At 32.1% G+C, this 15,907-nt stretch carries 19 protein-coding genes; all 19 read left to right on the top strand.

Annotation, left to right across the window (positions count from 1 at the left end):
- Positions 1 to 78: 78 nt before the first annotated feature.
- Genes Q4Q34_RS08090 through Q4Q34_RS08000 form a run of 19 tightly spaced genes read left to right on the top strand, consistent with a single transcriptional unit; the run spans position 79 to position 15,802 of the window.
- Complete coding sequence (locus Q4Q34_RS08090) at positions 79 to 1,614, top strand: HAL/PAL/TAL family ammonia-lyase (protein WP_303316755.1); 1,536 nt, start codon at positions 79 to 81, stop codon at positions 1,612 to 1,614.
- Positions 1,614 to 2,753, top strand: coding sequence for a WG repeat-containing protein (locus tag Q4Q34_RS08085; protein ID WP_303316754.1), 1,140 nt, complete (start codon positions 1,614 to 1,616; stop codon positions 2,751 to 2,753). Before Q4Q34_RS08090 ends, Q4Q34_RS08085 begins: the two co-directional genes overlap by 1 nt.
- A 14-nt stretch (positions 2,754 to 2,767) precedes the next feature.
- Positions 2,768 to 3,517 carry a 3-oxoacyl-ACP reductase FabG gene (gene fabG, locus Q4Q34_RS08080; RefSeq protein ID WP_303316753.1) on the top strand — a complete coding sequence of 250 codons (750 nt, stop codon included), beginning with the start codon at positions 2,768 to 2,770 and terminating at the stop codon, positions 3,515 to 3,517.
- Between the two features lie 12 nt (positions 3,518 to 3,529).
- Positions 3,530 to 4,762 carry a beta-ketoacyl-[acyl-carrier-protein] synthase family protein gene (locus Q4Q34_RS08075; RefSeq protein ID WP_303316752.1) on the top strand — a complete coding sequence of 411 codons (1,233 nt, stop codon included), beginning with the start codon at positions 3,530 to 3,532 and terminating at the stop codon, positions 4,760 to 4,762.
- A complete protein-coding gene (locus Q4Q34_RS08070; RefSeq protein WP_303316751.1) occupies positions 4,755 to 4,997 on the top strand; it encodes an acyl carrier protein in 243 nt (80 codons plus the stop codon). The genes Q4Q34_RS08075 and Q4Q34_RS08070 overlap by 8 nt, the downstream gene beginning before the upstream one ends.
- 16 nt (positions 4,998 to 5,013) lie before the next feature.
- Positions 5,014 to 5,898, top strand: coding sequence for an LpxL/LpxP family acyltransferase (locus Q4Q34_RS08065; RefSeq protein ID WP_303316750.1), 885 nt, complete (start codon positions 5,014 to 5,016; stop codon positions 5,896 to 5,898).
- Between the two features lie 4 nt (positions 5,899 to 5,902).
- Complete coding sequence (locus tag Q4Q34_RS08060) at positions 5,903 to 6,826, top strand: dialkylrecorsinol condensing enzyme DarA (protein ID WP_303316749.1); 924 nt, start codon at positions 5,903 to 5,905, stop codon at positions 6,824 to 6,826.
- A 10-nt stretch (positions 6,827 to 6,836) separates the two neighbouring features.
- Positions 6,837 to 7,973: a beta-ketoacyl-ACP synthase III gene (locus tag Q4Q34_RS08055; RefSeq protein ID WP_303316748.1), complete on the top strand. Its 1,137-nt coding sequence runs from the start codon at positions 6,837 to 6,839 to the stop codon at positions 7,971 to 7,973.
- Position 7,974: 1 nt separating this feature from the next.
- Positions 7,975 to 8,406, top strand: a complete 432-nt coding sequence (locus tag Q4Q34_RS08050) for a hypothetical protein (RefSeq protein ID WP_303316747.1) — start codon at positions 7,975 to 7,977, stop codon at positions 8,404 to 8,406.
- Positions 8,406 to 8,861, top strand: a complete 456-nt coding sequence (locus tag Q4Q34_RS08045; RefSeq protein ID WP_303316746.1) for an ABC transporter permease — start codon at positions 8,406 to 8,408, stop codon at positions 8,859 to 8,861. Before Q4Q34_RS08050 ends, Q4Q34_RS08045 begins: the two co-directional genes overlap by 1 nt.
- 4 nt (positions 8,862 to 8,865) lie before the next feature.
- Positions 8,866 to 9,273 (top strand): hypothetical protein, encoded by a 408-nt coding sequence (locus Q4Q34_RS08040; RefSeq protein ID WP_303316745.1) that lies wholly within the window; start codon positions 8,866 to 8,868, stop codon positions 9,271 to 9,273.
- Positions 9,263 to 10,258 (top strand): BtrH N-terminal domain-containing protein, encoded by a 996-nt coding sequence (locus Q4Q34_RS08035; RefSeq protein WP_303316744.1) that lies wholly within the window; start codon positions 9,263 to 9,265, stop codon positions 10,256 to 10,258. The genes Q4Q34_RS08040 and Q4Q34_RS08035 overlap by 11 nt, the downstream gene beginning before the upstream one ends.
- Before the next feature lie 9 nt (positions 10,259 to 10,267).
- Positions 10,268 to 11,011: an ABC transporter ATP-binding protein gene (locus tag Q4Q34_RS08030; protein ID WP_303316743.1), complete on the top strand. Its 744-nt coding sequence runs from the start codon at positions 10,268 to 10,270 to the stop codon at positions 11,009 to 11,011.
- Positions 11,004 to 12,272, top strand: coding sequence for an ABC transporter permease (locus Q4Q34_RS08025; protein ID WP_303316742.1), 1,269 nt, complete (start codon positions 11,004 to 11,006; stop codon positions 12,270 to 12,272). The genes Q4Q34_RS08030 and Q4Q34_RS08025 overlap by 8 nt, the downstream gene beginning before the upstream one ends.
- The gene (locus Q4Q34_RS08020; protein ID WP_303316741.1) at positions 12,262 to 12,705 is read left to right on the top strand and encodes an acyl-CoA thioesterase; all 444 of its coding nucleotides are present in this window, start codon (positions 12,262 to 12,264) and stop codon (positions 12,703 to 12,705) included. The genes Q4Q34_RS08025 and Q4Q34_RS08020 overlap by 11 nt, the downstream gene beginning before the upstream one ends.
- Positions 12,698 to 13,855: a beta-ketoacyl synthase N-terminal-like domain-containing protein gene (locus Q4Q34_RS08015; RefSeq protein ID WP_303316740.1), complete on the top strand. Its 1,158-nt coding sequence runs from the start codon at positions 12,698 to 12,700 to the stop codon at positions 13,853 to 13,855. The genes Q4Q34_RS08020 and Q4Q34_RS08015 overlap by 8 nt, the downstream gene beginning before the upstream one ends.
- Before the next feature lie 2 nt (positions 13,856 to 13,857).
- Positions 13,858 to 14,919 (top strand): methyltransferase, encoded by a 1,062-nt coding sequence (locus tag Q4Q34_RS08010; protein WP_303316739.1) that lies wholly within the window; start codon positions 13,858 to 13,860, stop codon positions 14,917 to 14,919.
- A gap of 6 nt (positions 14,920 to 14,925) precedes the next feature.
- Positions 14,926 to 15,543, top strand: a complete 618-nt coding sequence (locus tag Q4Q34_RS08005) for a 3-oxoacyl-ACP synthase (RefSeq protein ID WP_303316738.1) — start codon at positions 14,926 to 14,928, stop codon at positions 15,541 to 15,543.
- 1 nt (position 15,544) lies between these two features.
- Positions 15,545 to 15,802: a phosphopantetheine-binding protein gene (locus Q4Q34_RS08000; RefSeq protein ID WP_303316737.1), complete on the top strand. Its 258-nt coding sequence runs from the start codon at positions 15,545 to 15,547 to the stop codon at positions 15,800 to 15,802.
- Positions 15,803 to 15,907: the final 105 nt, after the last annotated feature.

Below are 15,907 nucleotides of genomic sequence, written 5' to 3'. Positions count from 1 at the left end.
CTAAATTTGCATTCCAAAATAACTATTTTATCTTTAGTTATTGGAATATTATTTTTAAATTTTACCAACACAGTCTAGATGTTAAAACTTAATGGAACTTTAGGTATTGAAGATTTTTACAAAATCATTTTTGAAAACAACCCTATCGAAATTGATAATACGGTTTTTGAAACTATTGAAAATAGTTTTAATTTTTTAAAAATGTTTTCGGAAAACAAAACTATCTATGGCGTTAACACAGGCTTTGGCCCCATGGCGCAATATAAAATAGATGATACAGATCGTATAAAGCTACAGTACAACTTAATTAGAAGTCATGCTTCCGGCACAGGAAACATTATTGATCCTATGTATGTAAAAGCAGCTATGCTAGCTCGATTAAATACGCTGTCGTTAGGCCATTCTGGAGTACATAAATCGGTAATAGAATTAATGAGTGCATTAATTAACAGAGATATCATTCCGTTAATTTATGAGCATGGCGGTGTTGGCGCTAGTGGCGATTTAGTACAATTAGCTCATTTAGCGCTTGTTTTAATTGGTGAAGGTGAAGTTTTTTATAAGAATGAATTAAAATCCACAAAAGAAGTTTTTGAAATAGAAAACCTAAAACCTATTACTGTTGCTTTACGAGAAGGGCTGGCTTTAATGAATGGTACTTCTGTAATGACTGGCATTGGTATTGTAAACACCATAAATACCAGACGATTGCTTAATTGGGTGATCTTGTGTTCTTCTGCAATCAATGAAATCGTTCAAGCTTACGATGATCACTTATCCTTTGAGTTAAATCAAACAAAAAAACATAAAGGACAGCGAGAAGTTGCTAAACAAATGAGAACACATTTAAGTGACAGCAAGCTAACCAGAAAACGTGAAGAGTTTTTATATAATAAAAATCCAGAGGTTACCATCTTTGAAGAAAAAGTACAAGAATATTATTCTTTACGATGCGTCCCTCAAGTATTAGGTCCTGTTTTAGATACCTTAAATAATATAGAAAATATATTAATTGAAGAAGTTAATTCTGCAAACGATAACCCTATTGTAAATGTCGAAAAACAACATGTATATCATGGTGGGAATTTTCATGGGGACTATGTATCATTAGAAATGGACAAATTAAAATTAGTGGTAACTAAAATGAGTATGCTGGCTGAACGTCAACTTAATTATTTATTAAACCCAAGTCTTAATAATATTCTTCCTGCATTTGTAAACCTTGGGAAGTTAGGTCTAAATTTTGGTATGCAAGGTGTTCAATTTACAGCGACATCGACTACAGCCGAAAATCAAATGCTATCCAACCCAATGTACGTTCATAGTATCCCAAATAACAATGATAATCAAGACATTGTTAGTATGGGAACCAATGCAGCGTTAATTACAAAAAAAGTTATTGAAAATGCTTTTGAAGTCGTTGCTATTGAAATGATAACCATAGTACAGGCTATTGAATATCTTCAAACACAAGATAAAATATCTACAAAAACTAAAAAAATGTATGATGCTGTAAGACATTTAGTTCCTATATTTACAGAAGACATTGTCATGTATCCTTATGTAAATAAGGTTAAAGACTTTATTATGAATCACGAAAACAATATAGTATAATGAAATTTCACTACACTTTACTTTTTACGTTTTTTTTAAATCTAACATTTGTTAATGCACAAGAATTAGCCCTAGTTAGAGATAACGATCTTTTTGGTTACATTAACACATCTGGAGAATACGTTATTCAACCTCAATTTAAAAAAGCTGGTAGTTTTTCAGATGGATATGCCGCCGCTTTTAAAGATGAAAAATGGGGTCTAATTGACACATCTGGCAAGTGGGTTCTTAATCCTGAGTTCGATAGAGTAAAAAGCTTCAATTCTGGTTACGTATTGGTACTTCAAAATGACGAATGGAATTACGTCAATGCTTCGGGAGAAAAATTAAGCACTCCTGTAACAGAAAAATATTATGATTTTAATGATGGCGTTGCTTTTCTAAAAAAAGCTAAAAAAACCGGGCTTCTGGGAACTGACGGAAAAACCATATTAGAGCCAACGTATGATGTCATTAAACCATTTATTAACGGTTACGCCAGAGCGAGAAAAGGAGATTATTGGGGTATGATCGACAAAAAAGGCACCATTTTTATTTCCGTAGAATACTCTGAAATAGGGAGTTACAATAAACATGGTGTTTGGGCAAAAAAAGGTGAAACTTTTGGTGTGATTAGCAATAATAAATTCAACACTACAGTAGGAATTGATAAAATTTGGGATTTTAATGACAATTCCGAATTAACCTATGCGAGAAGTAATAAGAAAATTGGGTTTATAAATAATTCTGGTGAATGGGTAATAAAACCTAGATTTGATAAAGCAAGAGCCTTTAATAATGGGTTAGCACCTGTCTCTAATAAAAAATTATGGGGGTACATTAATGAAAAGGGAGAAGAAGTGGTGGCACTCAATTTCAGAGACGCAGAAACCTTTTCAGCAGATGGCTTAGCTCCCGTGAAAGAAAAAAAACTATGGGGTTTTATTAATAAATCTGGGGAAATGATTATACCAGCACAATATCAAATTACTGCTGGTGGATTATCTTTATTTAGTAAAAACAATGTTAAAGGATTTCGTAACGGATTAGCTCGTGTAAAAAAAGGTAAACAATGGGGGTTTATAAATAAAAAAGGTGAAGCATTAGGTGGTAAATGGTATCAAAATGCTGAACTTTTTTCAAAAAATACTAAGCCCTAACTCTCATTCTAAAAATGGACAAAAATAACATTACAAAATATGCTTTAGTAACTGGTGGTTCAAGAGGGATCGGGAAAGCCATCTGTATTCAACTAGCTAAAGACACTAATTATCACATTTTAATTAATTATCACAGTAATAAACAAGCCGCCTTAGACACTTTAGAAGCTGTTAAAGAAGTTGGTGGTACAGGAGAATTATTACCATTTAATGTCATTAACAACGAAGAAGTAAAATCTGTTTTAGATAATTGGCATGAAAACAATAAAGACGCTGTTATTGAAGTCATCGTTAATAATGCCGGTATCACAAAAGATGGTTTATTTATGTGGATGACACCTGAAGATTGGAATAATGTTATTAATACTAGCCTTAACGGATTTTTTAATGTAACAAATCACTTAATTCAGAAGTTGTTGGTTCAAAAATATGGACGTATTATCAATATTGTTTCATTATCTGGACTTAAAGGAACTCCTGGTCAAACCAATTATTCTGCAGCAAAAGGGGCTGTTATAGGAGCCACTAAAGCTTTAGCTCAAGAAATAGCTAAACGTAAGATTACAGTAAATGCAGTTGCCCCTGGATTTATTAAAACAGATATGACTGGAGATTTAGATGAAAAAGAATTAAAAAAATTAGTCCCTGCAAATCGTTTTGGAGATCCTGAAGAAGTGGCACATTTAGTATCTTTTTTAGCATCAGAAAAAGCCTCTTACATTACTGGAGAAGTTATAAATATAAATGGGGGGGTTTACTCATAAATAATTTGAAAGATGAGAAGAGTTGTAATAACGGGCATGGGAATTTATTCCTGTATTGGTAAAAATTTAGAAGAAGTAAAAACGTCTCTTTATAACGGAACCTCTGGAATTATCTCTGATGAAAAAAGAAAACCCTTTGGCTACCGTTCAAGCCTAACAGGCATGGTAGAGACACCTAACCTTAAAAATCTCCTTACAAGAAGACAACGCATTAGTTTAGGAGAAGAAGGATCATATGCCTATATGGCAACCATTGAAGCCTTAGAAAATGCAAAAATCACTCAAGAGTTTATAGATGCTAACGAAGTAGGCATTCTTTACGGCAATGATAGCACAGCGAAGTCTGTCATAGAATCTGTTGATAAAATTAGAGAGAAAGAAGACACGACTTTAGTAGGCTCAGGATCTATTTTTAAAGGCATGAATTCTACCGTAACCATGAATCTCTCTACTATTTTTAAATTAACAGGTGTTAATTTTACTATAAGTGCTGCCTGCGCAAGTGGCTCTCACGCTATAGGTATGGCATATCAACTTATAAAAAGTGGCCTTCAAGATTGTATTATTTGTGGTGGTGCCCAAGAAATTAACGAACTAGCCATGGCAAGCTTTGATGGTTTAGGCGTGTTTTCTGCAAACGAAGATCAACCAGCGAAGGCATCGCGTCCTTTCGATAAAAATCGTGACGGTCTTATACCTAGTGGTGGTGGGGCAACCTTAATCGTAGAAAGTTATGAGTCTGCCATAAAGAGAGGCGCTCCTATTCTAGGTGAAATTATAGGCTATGGGTTTTCATCAAACGGAGAACATATTTCGACACCAAATGTCGATGGTCCTTCCCGCGCCATGAATAAAGCTATTTTACAAGCAAACATTCCCGTTAACAGTATCGACTATGTTAATGCACATGCTACCTCAACACCAGTTGGAGACGCCAATGAAGCTAAAGCAATATTAGATGTTTTTGGAGAAAACGGTCCTTATGTAAGCTCTACAAAGTCTATGACAGGACATGAATGCTGGATGGCTGGAGCTAGTGAAATTATATATTCGATGCTTATGATGCAGCACTCTTTTATTGCTCCTAACATAAATCTAGAGAAACCAGACGAAGATGCAGCAAAATTAAATTTGGTAAGTAAAACGTTAGATAAAAAAATTGATGTATTTTTGTCCAATTCCTTTGGGTTTGGAGGAACAAATTCTGCATTAATAATAAAAAAAATAAAGCACAAAGATGAATAAAGAAGTTATTATTGAAAAAATAAACGACTTTCTTATAGATGAATTTGAAGTTGAAAATGATGATATTTCACCCGAAGCTAACTTAAAAGAAACTCTTGAGCTGGACAGTTTAGATTTTGTAGACCTTGTTGTGTCTATTGAATCTAACTTTGGCGTTAAACTAGTAGGAGAAGATTTTATAAATATTATTACACTTCAAGATTTTTACAATCTTATTGAAAACAAATTAAAATAATTTTACCCAAATATGTATGGCTGCTGAATGGAAAGGGAAGTCCAGAGGTACAGTTTTAGGCTACAAAATATTCATGTTTTGCATCAAAAAACTGGGATTACGTTCAGCATACTTCATTTTATATTTTGTTGCTGCTTATTTCTGCCTTTTTGCAATGGACAGCACCATAGCGACCTACTATTACTTTCATAAAAGACTAAACTATTCCAAATTTAAAAGTATAGTAAGCATTTACAGAAGTTATTTTGTTTTTGGACAAACCATAATAGATAAAGTTGCTATTTCTTCTGGGTTAAAATCTAAATTTACCTATGATTATGACGGTATAGAACGTATAAAAGACATACTAAAACAAAAAAAAGGGGGTATACTTATAAGTGGTCATATGGGTAATTTTGAAATTGCTCAGCATTTTTTTGGAGAATTAGAAGAAAATGAATGCATAAGTTTACTCACAACGAATGTTGAACATACCGCTATAAAAGATTATCTTGACAGTGTTACAAAAAAACCTGATATAAAAATCATTCTTATTAAAGAAGACCTTTCCCATATCTTTGAAATTAATGCAGCATTGGCAAGAAATGAAATTGTTTGTATAACAGGAGACCGCTACATTAAAGATTCAAAATATTTAGAAGAAGAATTATTGGGTAAAAAAACAAAGTTTCCAGCTGGTCCATTTCTTATAAGCTCGCGATTACAAGTTCCTGTGCTTTTTGTATATGTACTAAAAGAAACCAGAAAACACTACCACCTTTATGCAAGAACAGCCGAGGTCAAGCATAGAGATGCTAAAGCATTACTAAAAGAATATACGCAAAGCTTAGAATGGATGATTAAAAAATACCCATTACAATGGTTTAATTATTTTGATTTTTGGGATGCAAACAATAAGTAATAAAATGAAGAACATTCTAGTTATTCATTATTCTCAATCTGGACAATTAACAGAAATCGTAAATAATATAGCGATGCCTCTTAATAGTTCCAAAAACATAAAAGTTGTTCACCATCAAATAGAAATGGAAACACCTTTTGCGTTTCCATGGAAAAAAAAAGACTTTTTAAATGCATTTCCAGAATCTTTTCTTCAAATTCCTTCAAAAATAAAACCCATCCCTGAAGCCATTCTAAATCAAAAATTCGATTTAGTCATTTTAGGGTATTCCGTTTGGTATTTAAGCCCATCAATTCCAACAAATTCTTTATTACGTACCCCTAAAGCTAAACAATTACTGGTAAATACGCCGGTAATTACGGTTATTGGTTGTAGAAATATGTGGATAATGGCTCAAGAAAAAACAAAAGCTTTACTTAAGGAATGTGGTTCGAAATTAGTCGGCAACATTGTTTTAAGAGATAGACATATAAACCATATAAGTGTTATTACCATAGTACAATGGATGTTTACTGGAGAGAAAAAGAAGTATCTAGGCATATTTCCTAAACCGGGCGTGTCTCAAAAAGATATTGATGAATCTACAAGGTTTGGTGATATTATATTAGATCATACCGTTAGTAATAAGCTCGATAATCTTCAAAAAAGCCTAATCAAAGAAAAAGCTGTAGAAATAAAACCTTTTTTAGTTTTAGCAGATAAAAGAGCCAATGTTTTGTTTGGTAAATGGGCAAAACTTATCTATTCTAAAGGGAAAAGAAGTATCCATAAGCGTACAATTTGGATTAAAATGTTTAATTATTATTTATTATTTGCCATTTGGGTTATTGCTCCCGTGGTTTTTCTTTTATTTTTGTTGACTTATCTGCCTTTGTCTGGAAAGATAAAAAAGGATAAAAAATATTATTCATCTGTAGAAATTAAATAGAAGGGATTAAATGAAAGACGTTTACATAACAAGGATATCAAAATTTTTACCAAATAACCCTATTAGTAATGATGAAATGGAAGGTGTTTTAGGTCAAATTAACGACAAGCCTTCTAGAGCAAAAAGAATAGTATTAAGAAATAATGGCATAAAGGAGCGTTATTATGCCATGAATAGTCAGGGCGAAATTACCCATACCAATGCAGAATTAACTAAAGAAGCCATTGCAAAGTTATTTGACGATTCGTTTACTCAAAACAGTATGGAATTATTATGCTGCGGAACCTCTTCCCCCGATCAATTATTGCCCTCACATGCATCCATGGTTCATGGTTTATTAGCAAATAAAAATCTGGAGATAAACTCAGCCTCAGGTATTTGTTGTGCAGGTATGAGTTCTTTAAAGTTTGGATTTTTATCTGTAAAATCAGGAAATTCAAACAATGCAGTTTGTACAGGATCAGAAAGATCTTCTACACGAATACGGGCAAATATGTTTAAGGAAGAAGCGGTGTCGCTTTCATCTTTAGAAGAGCAGCCCATCATAGCATTTAAAAAAGATTTTTTACGTTGGATGTTATCAGATGGAGCAGGGGCAATGCTATTAGAAAACAAAAAAAATAAAGACGGTATCTCTTTAAAAGTAGATTGGATGGAAGCCTATTCGTATGCACATGAATTGGAAACCTGCATGTATTCTGGTGGAGAAAAACTTGCCGATGGTTCTATTAAACCTTGGACAGAATACAACTCTAAACAATGGTTAGAAGAATCTATCTTTTCTGTAAAACAAGATGTTAAAATTTTAGAAAAGCATGTTATTAATAAAGGGGTAGAAAGCTTGGAACTGGTCTTTAAAAAACATGCTAAAGACCCCTCGGATATCGACTATTTTCTACCGCATTTATCGTCTAATTATTTTGCTGAAAAATTAAAAGCTGGCATTAAAGAAAAAGGGTTGCAAATTCCAGAAAGTAGTTGGTTTACTAATTTAGATAAAGTGGGCAATGTTGGGTCTGCCTCTATTTACTTAATGCTTGAAGAATTAATGTCTTCTGGAAAGTTGAAAAAAGGAGACAAAATAATGCTATCCGTGCCAGAAAGCGGAAGATTTTCTTATGCTTATGCGCATTTAACTGTTTGCTAAAATGATTTTACTACAAAAACCAATTACAAATATAGAACACTTAATTCCGCAAAAAACACCTTTTGTGATGGTAGATAGCTTGTTAGGTTTTTCCGATACAAATGTGGTATCCTCATTAAAAGTTTTAGACACCAATATTTTTTTTGAAAATAAGGCACTATCCGAACCCGGATTAATAGAGAATATGGCACAAACTGTGGCACTTCATACGGGATACGATTATTTTTTAAAAGGAGCCCCTGCACCAACAGGTTATATAGGATCCATTAAAAAAATAGAGATCTCAATGTTGCCTCAATTAAATGAAACTATAAAAACAGAAGCACATATTTTACATGAATTTATGGGAGTGACTTTAGTGGAAATAACTGTTTTTAATACCAAAAAAGAAAAAATGGCTTCAAGTATAATGAAAACTGTTATTGCAAGTTAATGATTAACCTTGATAAAATAGATGTCTCTAATTTTTTACCGCATCGTTCTCCATTTTTGATGGTAGACAAAGTCTTAACTCTTAACGATGAACATGTTTCTACATCATTTAAAATTAAAAAAGACTGTCTTTTAGTTGAAGATGATTATTTTAACGAAATAGGGTTAATAGAGAATGCAGCACAAACTTGCTCATCAATAGTTGGCAAAAGTTTTTTTAATGATGATGATATTGAAGGAGAAGGTGCTAATCTAATTGGTTTTATTAGTGCCGTGAAAAAAGTAACGGTGTTTTCCTGTCCTAAGGTGGATAGTACCATTATCTCCAGTGCAAGATTAACATCAAGATTTGACACTAACAACTATAGCATATGTTCTTTAGAATGTAATATTCATGAAGGAGCATCCAAATTATTATCTTGTGAGATGAATCTGGTTATTAAAGAATTGAAATAGTTTTATGAAAAAGAGTGATGTTCCCCAAGATAAAAGTAGTTTGGAAACAGGTAAACACAAAGAACTTTGTTATGCTGTTGACGATAAAGGGGAATACACTACAGCTAAAAGTAGCGGTTGGCAACCTAAAACAATTGCCTTAGACAATGCCATACAAGAAATTAATGACCGTATAGCAAAAGCAAAAGCCAGAGTACTAAATAAAGAAACCAGCCCTATTGAATATTATATGGAACTTCATAAAATGGACATTGGTATTTTAGCAAGTTATGTAGGCCTGTTTAAATGGCAGGTAAAAAGACATTTTAAATTGAAAAGATTCAATAAATTATCTGAAAAAACATTGGAGAAATATGCCCATGTTTTCGAAATTTCTATTGATCAATTAAAGGATATTGACTATGGAAATTAACTTTACACATCATCAAACTGCACATTGCGAAAATGGAGTCGTTTCAAATCTAATGAAGTATAATGGCTTTGATGTAAGTGAACCCATGGTATTTGGTATAGGTTCTGGTTTAATGTTTTGTTATATTCCTTTTCTAAAAGTAAATTATGCCCCGGCAATATCATATAGAACAATGCCCGGTCAAATTTTTAAAAGATTTGCAAAACGTACTGGGATAAAAATTAAAAAGGAAAAATTTAAAAACCCACAGCAAGCTGAAGCAAGATTAATTGAAAATTTAGAAAAAAACAACCCTGTAGGACTTCAAGTTGGCGTTTATAATTTAGTATATTTTCCAGACGAATATCGGTTTCATTTTAATGCGCATAATTTAATTGTGTATGGCAAACAAAATGACAACTATTTAATTAGTGACCCTGTCATGGAAACGGTTACCTCTTTAACCAGTAAAGAATTAGAAAAAGTTCGCTTTGCTAAAGGTGCTTTTGCTCCAAAAGGGCATATGTATTATCCTATAGATTTTCCAGAAAAACTAAATATTGAAAGCGCCATTATTAAAGGCATAAAAAACACTTGTAGGGATATGCTAGCTCCTGTGCCTGTTATTGGTGTTAACGGCATTAAGTACACCGCAAAATTAATACGCAAATGGCCTAAGAAAAAAGGGGTTAAAGTTGCTAATCACTATTTAGGACAAATTGTTAGAATGCAAGAAGAGATTGGAACAGGTGGTGGTGGTTTTAGATATATTTATGCAGCTTTTTTACAAGAATCCAGTAAAATATTAAACAATAGCAAATTGGCAGAATTATCCAAAGAAATGACCGTTATTGGTGATTTATGGAGAGACTTTGCGCTAGATGCATCTCGTATTTATAAAAGTAGAAGTGCCAAAGATGATGCTTATAATCATGTGGCATCACAATTAGAAGCCATTGCAGACAAGGAAGAAATCTTCTTTAAAGAATTAAAAAAGGCCATATAAGAATGACACATGATTGAGATTAAGCAATTATCTAAAAAGTATAAAGGAGCAGATATATTTTCCGTGTCCAATTTAGACTTGTGTATTTCTGAAAAGGACATTTTTGGGCTGTTAGGTCCAAATGGAGCAGGAAAAACAACATTAATTTCGCTGTTATGCTCATTAATTAAACCAACTTCCGGGTCGTTTCTTATAAATGGGCTTACCTATAAAAAAAACAAAAATCAATTAAAACAACTTATAGGTATAGTTCCTCAAGAATATGCCCTTTATCCAACGTTAACCGCTTTTGAAAATCTGATGTATTTTGGTAGCATGTATGGATTAAAAGGCAATGAATTAAAATTAAAAATAAAAGAGGCACTAAAAACCTTAGGTCTTTCACAATTTTCAAATAAAAAAATAAATACTTTTTCTGGAGGGATGAAACGCCGAATTAATTTAATAGCGAGCATTCTGCACGATCCAAAAGTGCTGTTTTTAGATGAACCAACAGTAGGAGTCGATGTGCAATCTAAAAATGTTATTATAAACTATTTAAAAGCACTTAACGAAAAAGGAACTACAATAATCTATACATCACATCATCTAAATGAAGCTGAAGCCTTTTGTACTAAGGTGGCTATAATAGACCACGGAAAAATAATAACACAGGGAGACCCAAAAAGCTTAATTAAAGAGCAAAAAAATGCTAAAAACCTTGAAGATGTATTTTTAGCTTTAACCGGACATGCTTTAAGAGATCATGCATAAATTACTGGCATCTACATATAAAGAATTTAGATTGCTCACTAGAGATATTGGTGGAATAGCTATATTATTTATCATGCCTTTAGTGTTAATAGTAACTATTACCATAATTCAGGATAGCACATTTAAAAGTGTAAGTGAAACCAAAATTCCTATACTTTTAGTGGATAATGACAAAGGATCTGTATCACAAACGATTGTTAAAGGACTGGAAGACTCGAATGTTTTTGAGGTTATTGAAATTGCTATTGAAGAAGATGCCAAAAATCTGGTTTTTAAAGGCAAAAACCAATTGGCCATTATAATTCCTAAAAATTTGTCTTCAGATCTGGAAAAAAAAATCAACCAAAATGTTGAAGGCATTTTAGATAAATTTGGTTTAGAAGAAGAAGGTGAAGATGAGCCAAAAGAAATTTTTGAAGCAAAAGAAGTTAAGTTATATTTTGATCCAGCAACACAGTTCTCTTTTAAAAGTTCAGTAAAAAACGAAGTAGATAAAATGATTTCTAAAATAGAAACCCAATCCATCTACAATGCATTTCAAGAGCAACTAACAGATGATCCTTCGGAAGTCATTTTCGAAACAGAGAGTTTTATAAGTTTTAAAGAAATATTGCAAAAAAAGAAGGATGAAAATATCATTCCAAACTCCGTACAGCATAATGTACCCGCTTGGACACTTTTTGCTATATTCTTTATTATTGTGCCCCTATCCATTAATATTGTAAAAGAAAAAAGTCAAGGTACTTTTGTGCGATTAAGAACAAATCCGGTATCTTATTTAACCGTTCTTGGAGGAAAAACAGTTATATATTTAGTAGTTTGTTTGATTCAGTTTGTATTAATGTTACTTATAGGAATTTATTTATTTCCGGCTATAGGGTTACCAAAATTAAATGTTTCAGACAAATTACCCCTTTTATTTTTAGTTGCCATATTTGCAGGTTTAGCAGCCATAGGACTGGGCTTACTTTTGGGGACTATAGCCAAAACCCAAGAACAATCCGCTCCATTTGGAGCAACTTTTGTAGTTATTTTGGCAGCTTTAGGAGGTGTTTGGGTTCCCGTATTTATTATGCCAGAATTTATGCAAACCTTATCTAACATTTCGCCAATGAATTGGGGATTAAATGCATTTTACGATGTTTTTTTGAGAAATTCCAGCTTATTAGATATTGTTCCGGAAATAACATTACTATTTTTGTTTTTTATCATCACAACCGTAATTGCCATAGTTTATAATGAAAAGAAAAATGCAGTCTAAAAATAATAAAGAAATTAGCTTTATTAGTAAGGTAAGAGTTCGGTTTGTAGAAACAGACCCCTTAGGAATTGTTTGGCATGGTAATTATATACAATACTTTGAGGATGGTAGAGAGGCTTTTGGCAGACATCATGGTATATCATATTTAAATCAAAAAGAATTCGGTTATGCTACGCCAATTGTAAAATCAAGTAGCGAACACAAATTACCTTTGCGTTATGGAGATGTTGCTACAATAAAAACAATATATGTAGACAGTCGTGCTGCGAAAATGGTTTTTAGATATGAGATTTTTAATCAAGAAGACCAACTTGTTTGCACTGGTGAAACAGTCCAGGTTTTTGTAGACCACACAGGGCAAGGAGAATTATCTTTAACAATTCCAGATTTTTTCATGGAATGGAAACGAAAAGTAGGCCTTTTAGATGACTGATGTTTACTTATCATATAATAATATAGTCTCTTCTCTTGGGTTTAATAGTGAAACTGTTATAAATAATATTCATAATGAAGTTTCCGGTTTACAATTAATTGACGACAAAAATCTATTACCTCAACCTTTTTGGTCATCAATAATAAACACAAAAGCATTAACTGAACGTTTTAAATCCTTAGGAGATAAGAGCGATTTCACTCGCTTAGAACAGATGATGATAACATCGTTAAACCATGTTATTCAATCGTCTAAAATTCCTTTAACAAAAAATGTTGGTTTAATCATTTCAACTACAAAAGGGAATATTGATGTTTTAGAAAAAAACAATGAATTCCCTAAAGAACGTGCCTATTTAAGTGTTTTAGGAAAAAAAATCAAAGACTTTTTTAAATTTGAAAACGAAGCTGTTGTTATTTCTAACGCTTGTGTTTCAGGAATTTTAGCCATTGCGGTTGCAAAACGTTATATCAAACAGGGTGTTTATGACCATGTATTTATTGTAAGCGGAGATCTCGTTACAGAGTTTATTTTATCGGGATTCAATTCTTTTCAGGCATTAAGCGATGCGCCTTGTAAACCCTATTGTAAAAATCGCTCCGGGATTAATATTGGTGAAGTTGCTGCAAGTATTTTGGTTACTAATAATAAAACAAATCTGGTAAAAGAAGCCGTTGCTGTTTTAGGAGAAGGTTCTTGTAATGATGCCAATCATATTTCCGGACCTTCCCGAACCGGAGAAGGCTTATTTAGAAGTGTGACATCGGCTCTCAAAGAAGCGAACATATCGTCCGAAAGTATCGATTATATTTCTGCCCATGGAACAGCGACATCCTATAATGATGAAATGGAAGCTATTGCGTTCAACAGATTAGGCCTGCAAGATGTCCCTATAAATAGTTTAAAAGGCTATTTCGGGCATACTTTAGGAGCTTCCGGTTTATTAGAAACTATTGTTGGAATGCATTCACTTTATAATAACACCTTATATACTTCTTTAGGTTTTGACACATTAGGTGTTACACAGCCAATAAATATCATTACTAAAATAACCCCTAAAAAAATGAATTTTTTTCTAAAAACAGCGTCAGGTTTTGGAGGTAGTAATACAGCAGTAATCTTTAAAAAAGTAAAAAAAGATAAAAATTAATTATGGAAAATACGACACTAAGAGCTATTGACGCTATTCAAGAAGCACAAAAAATTGCTTTTGCTCCTTTTGTATTTCAAGCTACGGTTTCATTAAGAAAATTAGGTGTTCTTAGTTTGATTTTTGATAGAAGGAAAAAGGGAGGAATTGCAATAGATGCTATCTCAAAAGAATTGTCAGTTAGTACTTATGGTATAAGTGTCTTATTGGAAATAGCCGAAAGTTCCGATATTGTTAGTAAAGACGATACAGGTCATTATCAATTAACCACTACAGGTTATTTTTTAAATTATCATGAGACTGTAAACGTTAATATAAACTTTACAAATGATGTGTGTTATAAAGGATTATTCCATTTAAATGAATCTATAAAAACCGGAAAGCCAGAAGGTTTAAAAGAGCTTGGTAATTGGAACACGGTTTATGAAGGGTTATCTCAATTAACGCCCGAAATTCAAAAATCTTGGTTTGAATTTGATCATCACTATTCTGATGCGATTTTTGATGAAGCTTTAAAATTAGCTTTTAGAAATAACCCAAAAACCATATTTGATATTGGTGCCAATACAGGGAAATTTGCTATAAGTTGTTGTCATTATAGTCAAAATGTATCCGTAAAAATAATTGACTTACCTGGGCAAATAAATATTGCACTTGCCAATATTAAAAAAGAAGGCTTTGATAAAAGGATTTCCGGTTATGAAATAGACTGGTTAAAAGACAATCCTCAAATTCCAACTGGAGCAGATGCTATATGGATGTGTCAATTTTTAGATTGTTTCTCTGAAGAAGAAATTCTTAAGGTATTAACGACTTGTGTTAAGGCCATGGATGATAAGACCGAACTAATGATTATGGAGACGTTTACAGATAGACAGAAATTTGATAATGCCAAATTTATTTTAGAAGCAACCTCTCTTTATTTCACCGTATTGGCAAATGGGAATAGTAAAATGTATTCAGCAGAAGTATTTTTTAAATTAATTGATAAAGCGGGACTTAAACTTAAAGAAGATATTAGTGTTGGAGAATACCATACCTTATTGGTTTGTAAAAAAAAGTAATAGACTATGAATTCTGAATACCATATAGACTCTTTTTGCAAGATCAAAAACAATACAATATCCTTAAATGGTTCTATCGTTTATAATGATGAAAATAATAATTTTTCAGAGTTTATAAAAGCAGCATATAAATCTTTTGAAACAAATTATGCGAAGTTTTTTAAAATGGATGCTTTAAGCAAATTAGCATTTTTAGCTGCCGATGTTTTACTAAAAAACGAACATTTAAATCCAGAAAAAGAAAATAATATTGCTATTATATTCTCAAACAAAGCATCAAGTTTAGATACAGATAGAAAACATCAAAAGTCCATTCAAAATAAAGAAGACTACTATCCAAGTCCAGCTGTTTTTGTGTACACATTACCAAATATTTGTATTGGAGAAATTAGTATCAAATACAAATTATTTTCTGAAAATAGTTTTTTTATCTTTGACACATTTAATGCACAACATTTGTTAGATAATACCAATAGTTTATTATCAACAAATAAAACAGAAAAAGTGCTTTGTGGTTGGGTTGAATTAGATGGAGATCATTATGAAGCATTTTTATATTTGGTTACTAATAAAGGATCAATAACACACAATAAACAAAATATACTAAAATTATATAATACATAACATGGAGACTTTAAAACAAGAGCTAAAAAAGAATATTGTAGAGCAATTAAACCTTGAAGATATAGCAGTAGATGATATTGATGACAACGATATATTATTTGGAGATGGTTTGGGCTTAGACTCCATTGATGCTTTAGAATTAATTGTTATGTTAGATAAAAACTATGGTATTAAATTAACGGATCCAAAACAAGGTCGCGCTATTTTTGAATCTATAAATGTTATGGCTAAATATATTTTTGAACATAGAACAAAGTAAAATCTTTACCCTTTTTACGATTGTCAGTACCTATATTTAACTAGAAGTTGTCAAATCGTTCACAAAAATACCGTCACAAATTCAGAAATCGTTATCGATTGTTAT

This window comes from Flavivirga abyssicola, from assembly GCF_030540775.2.
Classification (GTDB): domain Bacteria; phylum Bacteroidota; class Bacteroidia; order Flavobacteriales; family Flavobacteriaceae; genus Flavivirga; species Flavivirga abyssicola.
Note: the sequence above shows the minus strand (reverse complement) of the source record. Positions and strands in the feature narration are given on the sequence as shown.